Raw genomic sequence first — 14,256 nt, forward strand, 5'->3', positions numbered from 1 at the left:
TCATCGGTGCGCTGTTCCTTGATCACGAGGTGTGTGCCGGTGAGAGCCTTCTCCGTTCCTGAGCGGATCGGTGGTTTCGGCGTGCTCGTCGCCGGGGCCGCCGCGGTGTGGCCCGCCTTCACCGACGGCACCGGCCTCGGCGCGCCCTGCCCGATGCGGACCCTCACCGGGATCCCGTGCCCGGGCTGTGGCCTGACCACGGCGGCGGTCGCCCTCGTGCGTGGGCACGTCGGGGCCGCCCTCCAGGCCAACCCCGTGATCTTCGGTCTGGCGGCCCTCGCGGTCGCCGTCGGCCCGCTCGTCGCGCTCCGCGCCGCGGGCGTGCTGGAAGCACCGCAACCGTGGTCGCCCACCGGGCGCCGACGGATGGGACGGCTGGCCGGACTGCTGGCGGCAGCGAGCTGGCTCTTTCAACTGCACCGGCTCGGCGTGAGCTGGGCCTGAATTAAGGATTCTCGATGTCTTATCCTCCCCCCAACGACCCCTACGGCCAGCCTCAGCAGCAGGCCTACGGGCAGCCGATCCCGCAGCAGCCGTACGGCGGTCAGCAGCCCTACGGCGCGCCGGCGCCCGGATACGGCCCGGCCGTGACCTACGCCAGCTGGGGCGCGCGGGTCGGCGCGTACCTCGTCGATATGCTGGTCATCCTGCCGTTCGCCATCGTCGCGCTGTTCTTCCGGCCGACGGTCGACCCGGTGACCCTGCAGACGCACTTCAGCCCGATGTACTTCATCATCCTGCTGCTCGCTGTGGTGGTGTCGTTCTACAACCGGGTCTTCCTGGACGGCAAGGGCCAGAGCTGGGGCAAGAAGGCCCTCGGCATCCGCCTGGTGGACGCCGCCACCGGCCAGCCCATCGGTGCCGGCAAGGCGTTCCTGCGCGGCGTGGCGCACTTCGTGGACTTCATCATCTGCTATGTCGGCTTCCTGTTCCCGCTCTGGGACGAGAAGAAGCAGACCATCGCCGACAAGATCGTCGGCACGGTCGTGGTCAAGTAACTCGATCGTGACGGCCCCGCCGGTGCGTGCACCGGCGGGGCGGTCTCCTTCCGCGCCCGTCCCCTTCGGGCTGGCCGGCGCGGTAGGTTGGGCGGCATGCGCGAGCTGCTGCGGCCGATCGTCGTCGCCCCGATGGCGGGCGGACCCTCCACCCCGGGCCTCGTCATCGCCGCCGGCCACGCCGGCGCGCTCGGCTTCCTCGCCGCCGGCTACAAGCCCCCGGAAGCGGTCGAGGCCGAGGTCCAGGAAGTACGAAAAGCCGATGTGCCGTACGGGGTGAACCTCTTCGTCCCGTCGTCCCCACCCGCAGACGTGGCACCCCTTGAGCGGTACCGTGCCGCGCTACAGCCGGAAGCCGACCGCTACGGGATCGACCTCCCGCCGCTGCGGCTGAGCGACGACGACCACTTCGCGGCGAAAGTCGACCTGGCCGTCAGCCATCGCATCCCACTGGTCAGCTTCACCTTCGGCATCCCACCGGCCGCCGTCGTCACCGCCCTGCGGTCCGCCGGCTGCGCCGTCCTGATCACCGTGACCAGCGGCGCGGAGGCCCGGCAGGCGGTCGCCGCCGGGCCGGACGCGCTGATCGCCCAGGGCGGGTCGGCGGGTGGCCACGCGTCGACGTTCAGCCCGGCCACCTACACCGGCACCCGCGCCACGCGCGACGTCCTCGCCGAGGTCCTGGCCGTCGCCCGCACCGCCGCCGACATTCCGGTGATCGCGGCCGGCGGTGGTGACGTCGCCGCGTTGCTGGCCGCCGGTGCGGCGGCCGTCCAGTGCGGTACCGCGTTCGTGCTGTCCGACGAGGCCGGGACCCGTCCCGCCCAGCGCGCCGCCATGCTCTCCGGCGACCATCGCGAGACGGTGGTGACCCGGGCTTTCACCGGGCAGCCGGCCCGAGCCCTGCGCAACCGCTTCGTCGACACCTACTCGTCGATCGCCCCGATCGGCTACCCGGCGATCCACCACCTCACCGCCCCGATCCGGGCCGCCGCCGCCCGTCGTGGTGACGCCTCCGCCCTCAACCTGTGGGCGGGTGTCAACCACGCCTCCGCCCGTCCGGCGCCTGTCGCCGCCGTGATCGATGCGCTGCGGGGCTGAAGCGCTGCCCGTCCGGCGCCTGTCGCTGCCGTGATCGATGCGCTGCGGGGCTGAACCGTCGCGCGTTCGTCGCCGCCCCTGCCCACTACCGCGACGCCGGGTTGTCGGCAGGTGTGTTTGTTGCTTGCGACTGTTGTTTTCCTGCGGCGCGGCGGTTGTTGATCTGTCTGCTGTGCGAATTTGTCGTGTTGCGGTCGACGGAATCCTCGATATTAACCGACGTTAATACTTAACATATTGTTCTCTGCGCGGCGCGATTTCTGGACGGGGTTCCGGTGTAGGTTCTATTCAAAGGTTGATGCGGGCCGGCTGGATGAAGAACCATCCGGTGGCCTCTCGATGCCCGCGGGAGACCCTCGCGGCGATTAGTGAAAAGGATTCGGAAATGCGTAGCATGGTGCTCGCCGGCCTCATCCCGGCCGTTCTCGTCCCCGGTGCCGCCCAGGCGTCGCCGTGTCCGACGACAGACGTTCTCGGGACTTATGCGTTCGGCCGCGCCGCGACCATCGGCGCCGCCGGCGAGACAGCCGGTGTCTGGACTGTCGCCGGCACCCGGTCCGGGATCGCCGGTGACGACCTGATCGTCACCTACACTCCGCGCTACACCGCGGCCGCCACCGAGACGGCGGTCTACACTGCCCTGTTCAACCAGGTCGCACGGCCTGATGTCGAGTGCGACCGGGTCGGTGCGGACGGCGTTGCGAAACACGTCTGGGTCACCTATCGGTGCCGCACCGGCGTCGCCCCCAACTACACGCTTCTGGTCCGCTGACGGGCCGAGGCTGCCGACCGGCGCGGGTGGCGGAGTGCCATGGGGTGGATGTCCGTCGCCCGCTCCGTCGGAGGTCGCTCTCGGCCGGGATGTGCTTCGAGCTTGTCGCTGGGCGTGGTCGGGCTTGCCGCCAGGCGCGCTTCAGGGTTTACCGCTGGGCGCAAACCAGGGTTTGCCGCTGGGTACGCGTCGGTTTGCCGCTGGGCGCGCGTCGGTTTGCCGGTTCGGGGTGAGTTGCTTTGCGCCGGAAGAATTCTGGCGGTTTGATGTGCCTGATCGATGCAAGGTGATTCCGCCGACTATTTAAATGTCTGGTGAATTCACGTGTCGCAGGAGAGCGTGACCGTTCTACCCATGTGACTTTCCTGGGGGGAGCCCGGTTTCCGTCGTTGAGGAGCGGCGGGAACCGGGCCATTAATCGTTTCAACGCCCGATCGTGCGACAAAGGCGGCGACGAAACGGTCCCCGATCACCGGCCGAACAGGTGCCCGCTCCGACGAACGTCAGACACAGGCGCCGGCTTCAGGTCCGATACCGCCGCAGTCCCGGGTCGAGGGTGCGGCGATGCCGTGCCGGAGGACGGCGCGAGATCGTGGGCGCCGGTACCGACCGTGGGCGGTACCGGCGTGGCGGCGAACTGATCGGTGCTGCGGGTTGTCGGCGGCGGGTCACCGGGCGGGAAGGACGCGGCCGGTGACGGTGCCGAAGGAGAGGCGGGAGCCGTCGGGGGAGGGGGCTGTCGCGGTGATGGTGATCTCGTCGCCGTCCTCGAGGAACGAGCGGGTGGAGCCGTCCGGGAGGGTCAGCGGGTCCGAGGCGTTCCAGGAGAGTTCGATCAGGGAGCCTCGCTGGTCGCGGGTGGGGCCGCTGATGGTGCCGGAGGCGTACAGGTCGCCGGTGCGCAGGGAGGCGCCGTTGATCGTCATGTGGGCGAGCTGCTGGGCGGGGGTCCAGTACATGCCGGCGAACGGGGGGCGGCTGATGACGTGGCCGTTCAGCCGGACCTCCAGGGTGAGGTCCAGGCCCCACGGTTCGGCGCTGTCGTCCAGGTAGGGGAGCAGGGGCTCGTCCCGGGTGGGAGCCTTGACCCGGGCGGCGGACAGGGCGGCCAGCGGGACGACCCACGGCGAGATCGAGGTCAGGAACGACTTGCCGAGGAACGGGCCCAGGGGAACGTACTCCCAGGACTGCAGATCGCGGGCGGACCAGTCGTTGACCAGGCAGACGCCGAAGACGTGGGCCGGGAAGTCGGACAAGGGGACCGGGGTGCCCAGCGGAGACGGGGTGCCCACCACGAAACCGACCTCGGCTTCGATGTCGAGGCGGCGGGACGGGCCGAGGGCGGGTGTGCCGTCGACCAGCGACTGGCCCTGCGGGCGGGTGACCGGGGTGCCGGACAGCTGCACCGTTCCGGCCCGGCCGTGGTAGCCGATCGGCAGGTGGGTCCAGTTCGGGGTCAGCGCCGGTGAACCCGGGCGGAACATGCGGCCCAGGTTCTCGGCGTGGTCCCGGGAACTGTAGAAGTCGACGTAGTCCGCCACCTCGAACGGCAGGTGCATGGTGACCCCGTCGCGGGGCACCAGGTGCGGAGTCACCCGCTCCTGATGGGCCGGATCGGTCAGCCAGGTGGTGATCATCGAGCGCAGGGCGGCCCAGGTGTCCGGGCCCTGCGCCATGAACGCGTTCAGCGAACCGGTCGCGTGCACCGGATCACCGGTCAGCCCGGCCAGATCCAGCACGTGGTCACCGATCGCGACACCGGTCCGCGCGCCGGGCACGGGGGCCGCCGAACCGGCCGGCCGGGGCGTGTCGGCCGGGCGTGGCGCGGCGCCGGGTGCGGTGGGAGAGCCGGCGGCGGTGCCGGCCGGGGTGGAGAAGATGCCGTAGGGCAGGTTGGTGAGGCCGAAACCGGTGGCTTCGGGCAGGTGGAGCCAAGTCATGCGGGGTATCTCTCCGGGAGCAGGCCGAGGTGGGCCAGGTCGTTGACGGGATCAGCGAGGTCGCAGGTGCCGAAGCCGGTGAAGGCGGCTCGGGCCCGGACGGCGGTGGCGGGCGACCAGGCGCGCAGGTCGGCGGCGATCCGCGCGGCGTCGGTGCGGGCCAGGTGGGTCTCGGCGGCGTCCGGGTGGGCGGCGGCCAGCAGCACGTTGAGGAAGCCGTGGTGGTCGAAGCCGGTCGCCGGGTCGGTGTGGCGGACGGCGTGGTGCAGGCCGGCGGTGCACTTGAACGCGACGGACCGGGTGATGCAGGCGCGGATGGTGGCGGCCAGCTCCTCGACCGGCGGGAACAGGTCGGCACGGACCCCGCCGGTGCGGAGTTTGGCGCGGCAGCGGGTGCCGGCCAGGGCGTCCAGGACCTCGTCGCGGGCGGCGGTGCGTGGCACCTCGACCGCGGCCGGAAGGCCGGGGGGAAGCGAGTCCGCTATGACGCGTACCGCCGATCGGGTGTGTGCGGCGTCGACCGCGACCGGCGCCTCGACCGCGACCAGGCGCATTCCTGGCGTTTTGTCGATCTTGTCGACGGCGGCCGGGAGGTCGGCGGGGGCGGCGATCAGGGCGATGTCCAGCGGCGGACCGGCGGGCCGCAGGTGCGCGGCGACCTCGGCCAGGCGGGCCGCGGGCGCGATGAACGGCCCGACCAGCGGGGCGTGCGGCGTGGCGAGGCGATCCAGGAAGGCCGGGACGGCCGCCGCCATCGGTGCGTTGCCGGGCGGGAACAGCGCGGCATCGTCAAAGAACCGGGCGAAAAGGGCGAAAGGATCGAAAACCGACTCAGGATCGCGCTCGCCGGAGCGGTCCGGGTGACGGGCGCCGGAGTGCGGAGGAAGGTCGGCACCGGAGTGCGGCGGGATGCCGGTGGGGTGCGCAGGGACGTCGGCGGCGGCCCGCGACGGGGGCGGCGCGGGGGTCGCGGTCATGCGGACGGACCGCGGCCGGACCAGGACCACGCGTAGCGGCCGTCGTCCGAGGCCAACCCCGCCTCGCCGAGGTCGAGTGGCCGGAACGTGTCCACCATGACCGCCAGCTCGTCGAAGAACTCCGCACCGAGGGAGCGTTCCACCGCGCCCGGCTGCGGCCCGTGCGAGTGACCACCCGGGTGCAGTGAGATCGAGCCCTTGCCGATGCCGGAGCCCTTGCGGGCCTCGTAGTCGCCGTCGACGTAGAACATCACCTCGTCCGAGTCGACGTTCGAGTGGTAGTACGGCACCGGGACGGCCAGCGGGTGATAGTCGACCTTGCGCGGGACGAAGTTGCAGATCACGAAGTTCTGCCCGGCGAAGACCTGGTGCACCGGCGGCGGCTGGTGGACCCGGCCGGTGATCGGCTCGAAGTCGGCGATGTTGAAGGCGTACGGGTAGAGGCAGCCGTCCCAGCCGACCACGTCGAACGGGTGCTCGGGCACGACGTGGATGCTGCCGCCGCCGCGGTGCTTGACAAAGACCTCGACGTCGGTGCCTTCGGCGAGCATCGGCTCGACCGGGCCGCGCAGGTCGCGCTCGCAGTACGGCGCGTGTTCCAGGAACTGGCCGTACCGGCTCAGGTAGCGCGCGGGCGGCGCGATGTGCGAGCTGGCCTCGATGGCGTACGTACGCAGCGGCTCGCCGCCGTCCGGCACCCACCGGTGCACCGTGGTGCGCGGAATGATCACGTAGTCGCCGCGCCCGACGGTGAGCGCGCCGAACACCGTCTCGACGGTGGCGCTGCCCCGCTCCACGTACACGCACTCGTCGCCGATGGCGTTCTTGTAGTACGGCGACGCCTCGCTGGACACCGCGTAGGTGATCCGCACGTCGGCGTTGCCGAGGACCAGCCGCCGGCCGGTGACCGGGTCGGCGTCCTTGTACTCCAGGTCGTGCAGGCGCAGGTGCCGGGGGACGAGCGGGGTGTTCGGGGTCAGGCTCTGGTCGGGCAGCTGCCACGGGCGCGCGTCGACGATCGCCGACGGGATGCCCCGGTGGTAGAGCAGTGCGGAGTCGGAGGAGAACCCCTCCTCGCCGACCAGCTCCTCGGCGTAGAGCCCGCCGTCGGGCCGCCGGTGCTGGGTGTGCCGCTTCGGCGGAATGCTGCCGACCTGGCGGTAGAACGTCACGCAATGCCTCCCGGGCATTCCTGCGGACCATCCCGGCGGGTCACGCCGGGACGAGTCCAGGACCATGGGGTCGTCACCAGGGGTGGTGGCCACGACTCCGTGTGCTACGGAATTTACGGAGCCGTAACAGGGCGCACAAGTGGACCGGCGAAATCAGCCGGTGGTCGAGGTCGGCGACCTGGATCCGGCGGGGCCGCGCCCGACTGCCGACCGATGCCGCCGCCGACCGGTACGGCGCGGGTACGGCGGCGAAAGACCTGACCCACGCCGCATGGAAGAAATCCCGCGGACGTGGTTCACCGTAAGGTGATCAACATGGCGTCCACCTTGAGCACCAGCAAGACCCGGGCGGCGATGCGTGACGCCGCCCGGGTCTCCGCGCAGACCCTGCTGATCCTGCTGCTCCTGTACGTGTTCCTGGAGCTGCTCGGGATGGCCTGGTCGGTGCTCTGGCCGCTGGTGGTGGCCCTGCTGCTGACCACCCTGACCTGGCCGCCGGTGCGCTGGCTGCGCGGCCGGGGGTGGCCGCCGGCGCTGGCCGCGTCGCTGGTCACGATCCTGTTCCTGGCCCTGGTCGCCGGCATCGTGGTGCTGATCGCGGTGCCGGTCTCGGCGCAGAGCGGCAAGCTGGGCCAGGGTGTGGTCGACGGCATCCAGACGGTCCGTGACTGGGCGTCCGGCCCGCCGCTGCGGATCAGCGACGACCAGGTCAACAGCGGTCTCAACAGTGCCGTCGACAAGCTGCAGGCCAGCGTCGGCAGCATCGCGAACGCCACCCTGGCCGGGGTGAGCACGATCGTGAACGGCCTGGTCACCACGATCCTCGCGCTGTTCCTGATGTTCTTCTTCCTCAAGGACGGCCCACGGTTCCTGCCCTGGTTGTCCCGTCAGCTGCCGGGCCGGCTCGGCGACGACGTCCCGGCGATCGCCGGGCGCAGCTGGAACACGCTCAGCGCGTTCGTCCGCTCGCAGGCGTTCGTCGGGCTGCTCGACGCGGTCTTCATCGGGCTCGGCCTGTGGATCGTCGGGGTGCCGCTGGTGCTGCCGCTGGCCGTGCTCACCTTCGTCACCGCGTTCGTCCCGATCGTCGGCGCGGTCTTCGCCGGCCTGGTCGCGGTGCTGATCGCGCTGGTCTTCAACGGCTGGGTAAAGGCGCTGATCGTGCTCGGCATCATCCTGCTGGTGCAGCAGCTGGAGGGCAACGTCTTCCAGCCGATGATCCAGAGCCGCGGGCTGGGCCTGCACGCGGCCGTGGTGCTGCTCGCCGTGACCCTGGGCGGCAACCTGGCCGGGATCGTCGGCAGCCTGCTCGCCGTCCCGGTCGCCGCGATCGTCTCGGTGATCTGGAACTATCTGCGCGAGCAGCTCAGCGACCCGGAGCCGATTCCCGCCGAAGTTGCTGAACAAACCGACTGAGCCGGGCCAGGCCCTCGCGCAGGGCCTCCCGGGACGCCGCGTAGGAGAGCCGGACGTGGCTCTCCGCGGTGGCCACTGCGAAGTCCCGGCCCGGGGTCACCGACACGAACGCTTCCTCGAGGGCCCGGCGGCAGAACTCCCACGCCCCCAGCCCGGTGCCGCTGACGTCGAAATACACGTAGAAGGCCCCGTCCGGCGGCACCGGCACCGGCAGCCCGATCCCGGCCAGCCCCTCCAGCGCGATGGCCCGCCGGGCCAGCAACTCCCGCCGCCGCTGCTCGCACACCGCCAGGGACTCGGGGGTGAAGCACTCCAACGCCGCGATCTGGGCCGGGGTGGAGGCGCACAGGAAGTAGTTCATCGCCAGCCGTTCGGCCGCCGGCACGAGCGCCTCGGGCAGCACGCACCAGCCGAGCCGCCAGCCGGTCATCCCGAAGTACTTGGAGAAACTGTTGATCACCAGAGCGTCCGGGTCGGCGGACAGGATCGTGCGCGGCGGCGTCCCGTCCGCGGCCGGGTCGGCCAGGTCCAGGTAGATCTCGTCGACGATGCGCCAGGCGTCCCGCGCCCGGGCCCGGGCGCAGACCTCGACCAGGTCGGCGAACGGGAGGGACGTCCCGGTCGGGTTGGCCGGGCTGGCCACCATCACCGCCCGGGTCCGCTCGCTCCAGACCGCGTCGACCGCGGCGGTGTCCAGCTGATAGCGCGACTCCGGGGTGGTGGCGGCGGTGACCACGGTGCCGCCGAACGTCTCCACCAGCTGGCGGTTGCACGGGTATGACGGGTCGGCCACGATCACCTCGTCGCCCGGGTCGGTGGTCGCGGCCGCGACCAGCAGCAGCGCTCCGGACGCTCCGGGGGTGACCGCGATCCGGGCCGGATCGACCTGCACCCCGTGCCGCTCGCGGTAGAACCCGGCGATCGCCGCGCGCAGCGCCGGCAACCCGAAGGCCGGGGTGTACGGCAGCGGCCGCCCGTCCATCACCCGACGCATCGCCTCGCGGACCGCGGGCGGCGCGCCGAAGTCCGGTTCGCCGAGGCCGAGCCGGACCACGTCGTGCCCGGCCGCCTCCAGCTCACCGGCGCGCCGCCCGAACGCCATCGCGTGGAACGGCTCGGCCGACAGGGCGCGCTGCGACAACCTCATCGCCGCAGCATGCCATCCCGGACCCCGGCTTCAGGTACGCGGTGTCCGATCCCGCCCCTGCCCGGCGCCGGACTGCCGGCCTGGTCCAGGTGCTCGGCGTGGGGACGTGGGCGGGGTACGGGGCCGGCCCGGTCCGGACGGCCGAAAGCGGGAAGATCCGGTCGCCCCGTCGTGGCGTTGCCAGCTTCGCCCGCCGCGCAGTAGCGTGATCTTAGTCACCGCATAGAGGGGAGTGATCGGGTGAGAGTGGCGGGCAGAACCCTGGTGGTCACCGGTGCCGGCGACGCGATCGGGCGGGCCGTGGCCCTCGAAGCGGCCCGGCGCGGCGCCCGGGTGGCCGCGGTCGACACCGACCCGGCCGAGCTGCGCGAAACCGCCCGGCAGGTGGTCGCCCCGCTGTTGCTCTCCACCCACCTGCTCAGCCCCGGCCCGGCCCCGACCGGCATCGAGGCGCTGCCGCGGGCCGTGCTCGACCGCTGGGGTCAGGTCGATGCCGTCATCCACTGTGCGCCCGACGGGACGCCGGTGGTGGCCCGCGCCTTCCTGCCCACCCTGCGACTGCGGCCCGAGGCGCACCTGGTGCACGTGGCCGACAGCCGGTCGCCGGCCGCCGACCGGGCCGCGGCGAAGGCCTTCGCCCACGAGCTGCGCGCCGAGACCACCCTGTTCGTCGCCATGGTGTTCCCCACCGATCCGCGCCGCCCCTACCAGGCCGCCCGGGACATCCTCGACGGGATGGAACGCAACGCGTACCCCGCCCGGATCGGCTCCGACCGGCGGATCCGGGACGTGCGCGGCGTCGCGGCCCTGCTGATGGCGCGCCTGCGGGAACTGGTCGCGTAACGGGAAACGTCAACCCGGGCCGCGCCCGGCCGATCGCTAGGCGTCGAGGGAGCCCCCGAAGAGGAACTGCGCGATGCCCGTGACGATGGCCAGGACGCCGAGCCCGCCCAGCGCGATCCCGCCGATCGCCATCCGGCGGCCGTGTCGCACCGTGTCCGCCGGGCCGCGCAGCGCCATGATGCCCAGCACCACCGCGGTGACCGCGCAGATCGGGGCGGGCAGCACCACCTGGGCGCAGAGCGCCAGCGGCAGCGGCAGCGCCCCGGCGATCAGGGCGAGCAGCGGCAGCCGGCTCCCGGCGGCGGCCGCGGCCGGTGTCGCCACGAGCTCGTCGCCGGGCAGGTCGTAGAGGACCCGGGACAGCTCGCCCCAGGTGCGGGCGGCATACGCGGACCGGGAGCGCTCGCTGAACTCCTCGATGGTGAGTCGGCCCTCGGCGGTCGCCGTGCTGAGCCGGGCGACGACCGCCTCCCGGTCGGAGTCCGACACCCGGACGTGCGGCGAGGGGTACATGCCGGACAGGCTACCGGCGGGTTCCCGATCCCGCGTCCTCCGGCCGGGCGGGTGTCCCACGCGCTGGCCCCGGGGAGTGAGTTCGGCGACTCAAGGTGTCCACTTCGTACCGGGAGAATCCTTATGCGGGGAAGATTCCACCCGATCACCTTGACAGCGTCAGTCAGAATCCGGTGACTTTCCATGCCGGGTCAACGGGGGTGTCAGCATGGCGGTGCCGCTTCGCGGGTGCGGTTCGGTGCGATGCTGAGCCGCCGCGCCCTGCTGCGCACCGGCCTGGCCGGCCTCGCCGGGGTGGCCGTCGGCGCGGCCGGGGCCCGGGAGATCCCGCACTGGCTGGGCTGGGACCGCCCGCCGGTGCTGGGCGGCTACGCCGCGGCCGCCGACCAGCTGGACGGCCTGCACCAGCCGGGTGTCGCGGTCCGCTACTTCGTCGACACCTCCGAGCCACTGGTCGCGTTCACCTTCGACGACGGGCCGGCCCCGCACTGGACGCCGATGGTCCTCGACGCGCTGGACGCCGCGGGCGTGCCGGCCACCTTCTTCATGGTCGGCAGCCGCCTGGAGCGCCACGCCGACCTGGTCCGCGGCCGGATGGACCGGCACGCGATCGGCAACCACACCTGGGCGCACGACGACCTGGCCACCCTGGACCTGGGCGCGGTCACCCGCAACCTGCAGCGCACCGAGCAGGAGATCCGCCGGCACTTCGACCGCCAGGTGACCCTGCTGCGGCCGCCGTTCGGGCACATCGGCGGCTCCACCATGCTGGCCGCCGACCAACTCGGCTACGACGTGGTGCTCTGGTCCAAGGCGATGCGCGAGCAGCTGTTCCACGACGACCCGATGGGCCAGGCCCGGGACATCGTCGACTCGGTCCGCCCCGGGTCGATCATCCTGGCCCACGACGAGGGCGACGACAAACGCCTGGTGACCGTCCACGGCCTGGCCGCCATGTTCGACGGCCTGCGCAAGCGCGGCTTCCGGATGGTCACCGTCCCCGACCTGATCGCCGCCGGCACCTCACCGAGCCAGGGCAGTCACTAGCGCGTCGGCCGGTGGCGCAGGCGGGCGATCGTCCGGAGCACCTCGGTGCGGTTGTCCGCCGCTTTCAACCACCCCGGCAACCGGGCCACCATCGTCAGGCCGGGCTCCCGCGGGTGGCGTTCCCGCAGTTTCGCCCCGACGTAGTCGGCCAGCAGGGTGAGATGTGCCTCGTTGAAGGCCCACAGCGTGCGTCCGCCGCAGCATCGCGCCTGGAACCACAGCGGCAGGTGGAAGTACGGATCGATCGGCCCACCCCAGCGGGAGACCCCGACCTTCGGCGGCCACTGCGCGACGGTGACGCAGCGGGTGCAGACGAACCGTCGCGGCGAGTGCATCGCGACGGCGCCCTGGACGGGGTCGGCGCTGACCACGGCGCGGCACCCGCAGTGCGGGCACACCACGTCGATCTCGTCGGCGGCCAGCTCCGGCAGCCGGATCGCCGGGTCCCGGAAGCGCACCGCCGCGCCGTCCGGGACGGCGCCCTCCGCCGTCATCGGCCGAGGAACCCGTCGATCCGGGCGGGCCAGGTGCGGACGTCGGCCGCGGTGGCGGAGACGTGCAGCCGGGCGTCGGGCAGTACCCGGGCGAGCAGCTCGGCGGAGGTGAGCGGGTGGACCGGGTCGCCCTCCCAGGCGAGGATCAGCACCGGGTGGGTGACCCGGCGCAGCTCGTCGTCGGACGGCAGGTCGGTGAGCGCCGCCCCGCGCATCACGGCCGGCAGCAGCCCCTCCGGCACGTCCGCGTCGAACTGCCAGCCGGGGAGCTCGGCGAAGATCTGCGAGGCAGGGAAGCCGCGCATGATCTCCACCCAGGACTGTTTGCCCCTGGCTTGCACCCCGGCCGCGCCGGAGCGGTAGGCCTGCCGTGCGGTCTCCCGGGTGTCCCGGGCGGTCGGCGGGATCATCAGCACCAGCCGGCGGAAGCGGTCCGGCCGCCGGGATGCCGCCCAGAGCAGCGCCCCGGCGCCCATCGAGGATCCGGCCCAGTCCACCGGCTGCTCCGGGCTGACCTCGTCGGCGATCGCCAGCAGGTCGTCGGCGAGCCGCGGCCAGGTGTAGCGCTCCGGGTCGGGCACGCCGGGCGACCGGCCGTGGCCGGGCTGGTGGTAGCGGACGATCCGGCGCGACCCGGTGATCCGGGACCAGTCGAGCAGGCCGGCCTCGTCCTCGCCGCGGGTACTCATGAAGATGCCGTGGGAGTAGCCGAGCAGCGGGCCCGAGCCGAGCTCCTCGACAAAGAGGTCAGTCACGGTCCGACAGTAGTCCCGGGCCGGGCCGGCCCGCTGCCCACGCCGGCCGCGGTGATGGCGGCGGCGACCTCGTCCAGGTCCCGCCCGGTCAGGGTGAGGTCCGCGCCGGGTTGCCAGCCGGCGATCTGCCCGGGGCGGCGGGCACCGACGATCGCGCCGGTGACGCCCGGCCAGGCCAGCGTCCAGGCCACCGCGACGGCGGCGACCGGCACCCGGTGCCGGTCCGCGACGGTGCGCAGCGCGTCCACCACCCGCAGGTTGCGGTCCAGGCCGGTGGTGAAGTCGGGATGCCCGCGCCGCCAGTCGTCGGCCGGCAGGGCGGCCACCCGCCGCGCGTCGACGGCGCCGGTCAGCAGACCGGAGTGCATCGGCTGGTAGACGATCACCCCGGTGCCGTGCGCCGCGCTCCAGGCGATCTGGTCGGCGGGCTCGCGGACCAGCGCCGAGAACGGCGGCTGGATCGCGTCGACGGGTGCCACCCTCGCGGCCCGGTCCAGCTCGGCGACGCCATGATTGGACAGTCCGATCGCCCGCACCTTGCCCTCGGTGCGCAGGTCGGCCATGGTCTGCCAGTACTCCTCCAGTTCGGTCGCGCCGACCGGCGCGGCCCCGTCCGGCGGGCCCCAGCTGAGCAGCCGCCCGTCGCCCGGCCAGTGCACCTGGTACAGGTCGATGTGGTCGGTGCGCAGCCGGCGCAGCGACGCCTCCAGTTCCCGGCGCACCGAGGCGGCGGTCATCAGCCGGCGCGGCGGGGTGTCCCGGCGGGCCGGGTCGTCCCAGACCAGCCCGGTCTTGGTGAACAGGTACGGGCGGTCGGCCGGCGGCAGCGCGGCGACCGCGCGGCCGACCACCTCCTCGGAATGCCCGTGCCCGTACGCGGCGGCGGTGTCGATCCAGTTCACCCCGGCCGCCACGGCGGCGTGCACGGTGGCGATCGAGTCGGCGTCGTCCTGCGGGCCCCACGCGTACTGCCAGCCGGCGCCACCCATCACCCACGCGCCCAGTCCGGTGGTGGACAGCTCCATTCCGGTGGTGCCGAGTTCTCGCGTTCTCATGCCGCCGACTCTGCGCGACCGGTGGC

Annotated in this window: 15 protein-coding genes; 7 read left to right on the forward strand and 8 right to left on the reverse strand. The window is 72.5% G+C overall.

Features of this window, described 5'->3' with window-relative positions:
* Window positions 1–39: 39 nt before the first annotated feature.
* The 4 genes from ACSP50_RS09910 (at window position 40) to ACSP50_RS09925 (ending at window position 2,871) form a co-directional block, all read left to right on the forward strand.
* On the forward strand, window positions 40–444 hold the full coding sequence (locus ACSP50_RS09910; protein WP_014689037.1) for a DUF2752 domain-containing protein: 405 nt from the start codon (window positions 40–42) through the stop codon (window positions 442–444).
* Window positions 445–458: 14 nt separating this feature from the next.
* Window positions 459–998, forward strand: coding sequence for an RDD family protein (locus ACSP50_RS09915; RefSeq protein WP_014689038.1), 540 nt, complete (start codon window positions 459–461; stop codon window positions 996–998).
* Window positions 999–1,094: 96 nt separating this feature from the next.
* Window positions 1,095–2,099, forward strand: a complete 1,005-nt coding sequence (locus tag ACSP50_RS09920) for a nitronate monooxygenase family protein (protein WP_014689039.1) — start codon at window positions 1,095–1,097, stop codon at window positions 2,097–2,099.
* A gap of 385 nt (window positions 2,100–2,484) precedes the next feature.
* Window positions 2,485–2,871, forward strand: coding sequence for a hypothetical protein (locus ACSP50_RS09925; RefSeq protein ID WP_099343725.1), 387 nt, complete (start codon window positions 2,485–2,487; stop codon window positions 2,869–2,871).
* 668 nt (window positions 2,872–3,539) lie between these two features.
* Here the strand turns inward: ACSP50_RS09925 and fahA are convergent.
* The 3 genes from fahA to ACSP50_RS09940 are packed head-to-tail and all read right to left on the reverse strand — an operon-like array spanning window position 3,540 to window position 6,960.
* On the reverse strand, window positions 3,540–4,811 hold the full coding sequence (gene fahA, locus ACSP50_RS09930; protein ID WP_014689041.1) for a fumarylacetoacetase: 1,272 nt from the start codon (window positions 4,809–4,811) through the stop codon (window positions 3,540–3,542).
* Complete coding sequence (locus ACSP50_RS09935; protein WP_014689042.1) at window positions 4,808–5,788, reverse strand: hypothetical protein; 981 nt, start codon at window positions 5,786–5,788, stop codon at window positions 4,808–4,810. The genes fahA and ACSP50_RS09935 overlap by 4 nt, the downstream gene beginning before the upstream one ends.
* Window positions 5,785–6,960 carry a homogentisate 1,2-dioxygenase gene (locus tag ACSP50_RS09940; RefSeq protein ID WP_014689043.1) on the reverse strand — a complete coding sequence of 392 codons (1,176 nt, stop codon included), beginning with the start codon at window positions 6,958–6,960 and terminating at the stop codon, window positions 5,785–5,787. Before ACSP50_RS09940 ends, ACSP50_RS09935 begins: the two co-directional genes overlap by 4 nt.
* Window positions 6,961–7,275: 315 nt before the next feature.
* Here ACSP50_RS09940 and ACSP50_RS09945 point away from each other — a divergent pair, with 315 nt between their 5' ends.
* A complete protein-coding gene (locus tag ACSP50_RS09945; protein ID WP_014689044.1) occupies window positions 7,276–8,376 on the forward strand; it encodes an AI-2E family transporter in 1,101 nt (366 codons plus the stop codon).
* Here ACSP50_RS09945 and ACSP50_RS09950 read toward each other — a convergent pair.
* Window positions 8,327–9,523 (reverse strand): aminotransferase class I/II-fold pyridoxal phosphate-dependent enzyme, encoded by a 1,197-nt coding sequence (locus ACSP50_RS09950; protein WP_014689045.1) that lies wholly within the window; start codon window positions 9,521–9,523, stop codon window positions 8,327–8,329. The two genes, ACSP50_RS09945 and ACSP50_RS09950, sit on opposite strands and share 50 nt — an antisense overlap.
* 240 nt (window positions 9,524–9,763) lie before the next feature.
* Here ACSP50_RS09950 and ACSP50_RS09955 point away from each other — a divergent pair, with 240 nt between their 5' ends.
* Window positions 9,764–10,366, forward strand: a complete 603-nt coding sequence (locus tag ACSP50_RS09955) for an SDR family NAD(P)-dependent oxidoreductase (RefSeq protein WP_014689046.1) — start codon at window positions 9,764–9,766, stop codon at window positions 10,364–10,366.
* 36 nt (window positions 10,367–10,402) lie between these two features.
* On the opposite strand, the gene ACSP50_RS09960 is transcribed toward ACSP50_RS09955, so the two are convergent.
* Window positions 10,403–10,879, reverse strand: a complete 477-nt coding sequence (locus ACSP50_RS09960; protein WP_014689047.1) for a DUF1707 domain-containing protein — start codon at window positions 10,877–10,879, stop codon at window positions 10,403–10,405.
* 243 nt (window positions 10,880–11,122) lie between these two features.
* On the opposite strand from ACSP50_RS09960, the gene ACSP50_RS09965 reads away from it, so the two are divergent.
* Window positions 11,123–11,926, forward strand: coding sequence for a polysaccharide deacetylase family protein (locus ACSP50_RS09965; protein WP_014689048.1), 804 nt, complete (start codon window positions 11,123–11,125; stop codon window positions 11,924–11,926).
* On the opposite strand, the gene ACSP50_RS09970 is transcribed toward ACSP50_RS09965, so the two are convergent.
* Genes ACSP50_RS09970 through ACSP50_RS09980 form a run of 3 tightly spaced genes read right to left on the reverse strand, consistent with a single transcriptional unit; the run spans window position 11,923 to window position 14,230 of the window.
* On the reverse strand, window positions 11,923–12,420 hold the full coding sequence (locus tag ACSP50_RS09970; RefSeq protein WP_014689049.1) for a hypothetical protein: 498 nt from the start codon (window positions 12,418–12,420) through the stop codon (window positions 11,923–11,925). The genes ACSP50_RS09965 and ACSP50_RS09970 overlap by 4 nt on opposite strands.
* Complete coding sequence (locus ACSP50_RS09975; protein WP_014689050.1) at window positions 12,417–13,175, reverse strand: alpha/beta fold hydrolase; 759 nt, start codon at window positions 13,173–13,175, stop codon at window positions 12,417–12,419. The genes ACSP50_RS09970 and ACSP50_RS09975 overlap by 4 nt, the downstream gene beginning before the upstream one ends.
* Window positions 13,172–14,230 (reverse strand): aldo/keto reductase, encoded by a 1,059-nt coding sequence (locus ACSP50_RS09980; RefSeq protein ID WP_014689051.1) that lies wholly within the window; start codon window positions 14,228–14,230, stop codon window positions 13,172–13,174. Before ACSP50_RS09980 ends, ACSP50_RS09975 begins: the two co-directional genes overlap by 4 nt.
* Window positions 14,231–14,256 lie beyond the last annotated feature (26 nt).

The sequence above is a fragment of the Actinoplanes sp. SE50/110 genome (assembly GCF_900119315.1).
Taxonomy (GTDB): Bacteria; Actinomycetota; Actinomycetes; order Mycobacteriales; family Micromonosporaceae; genus Actinoplanes.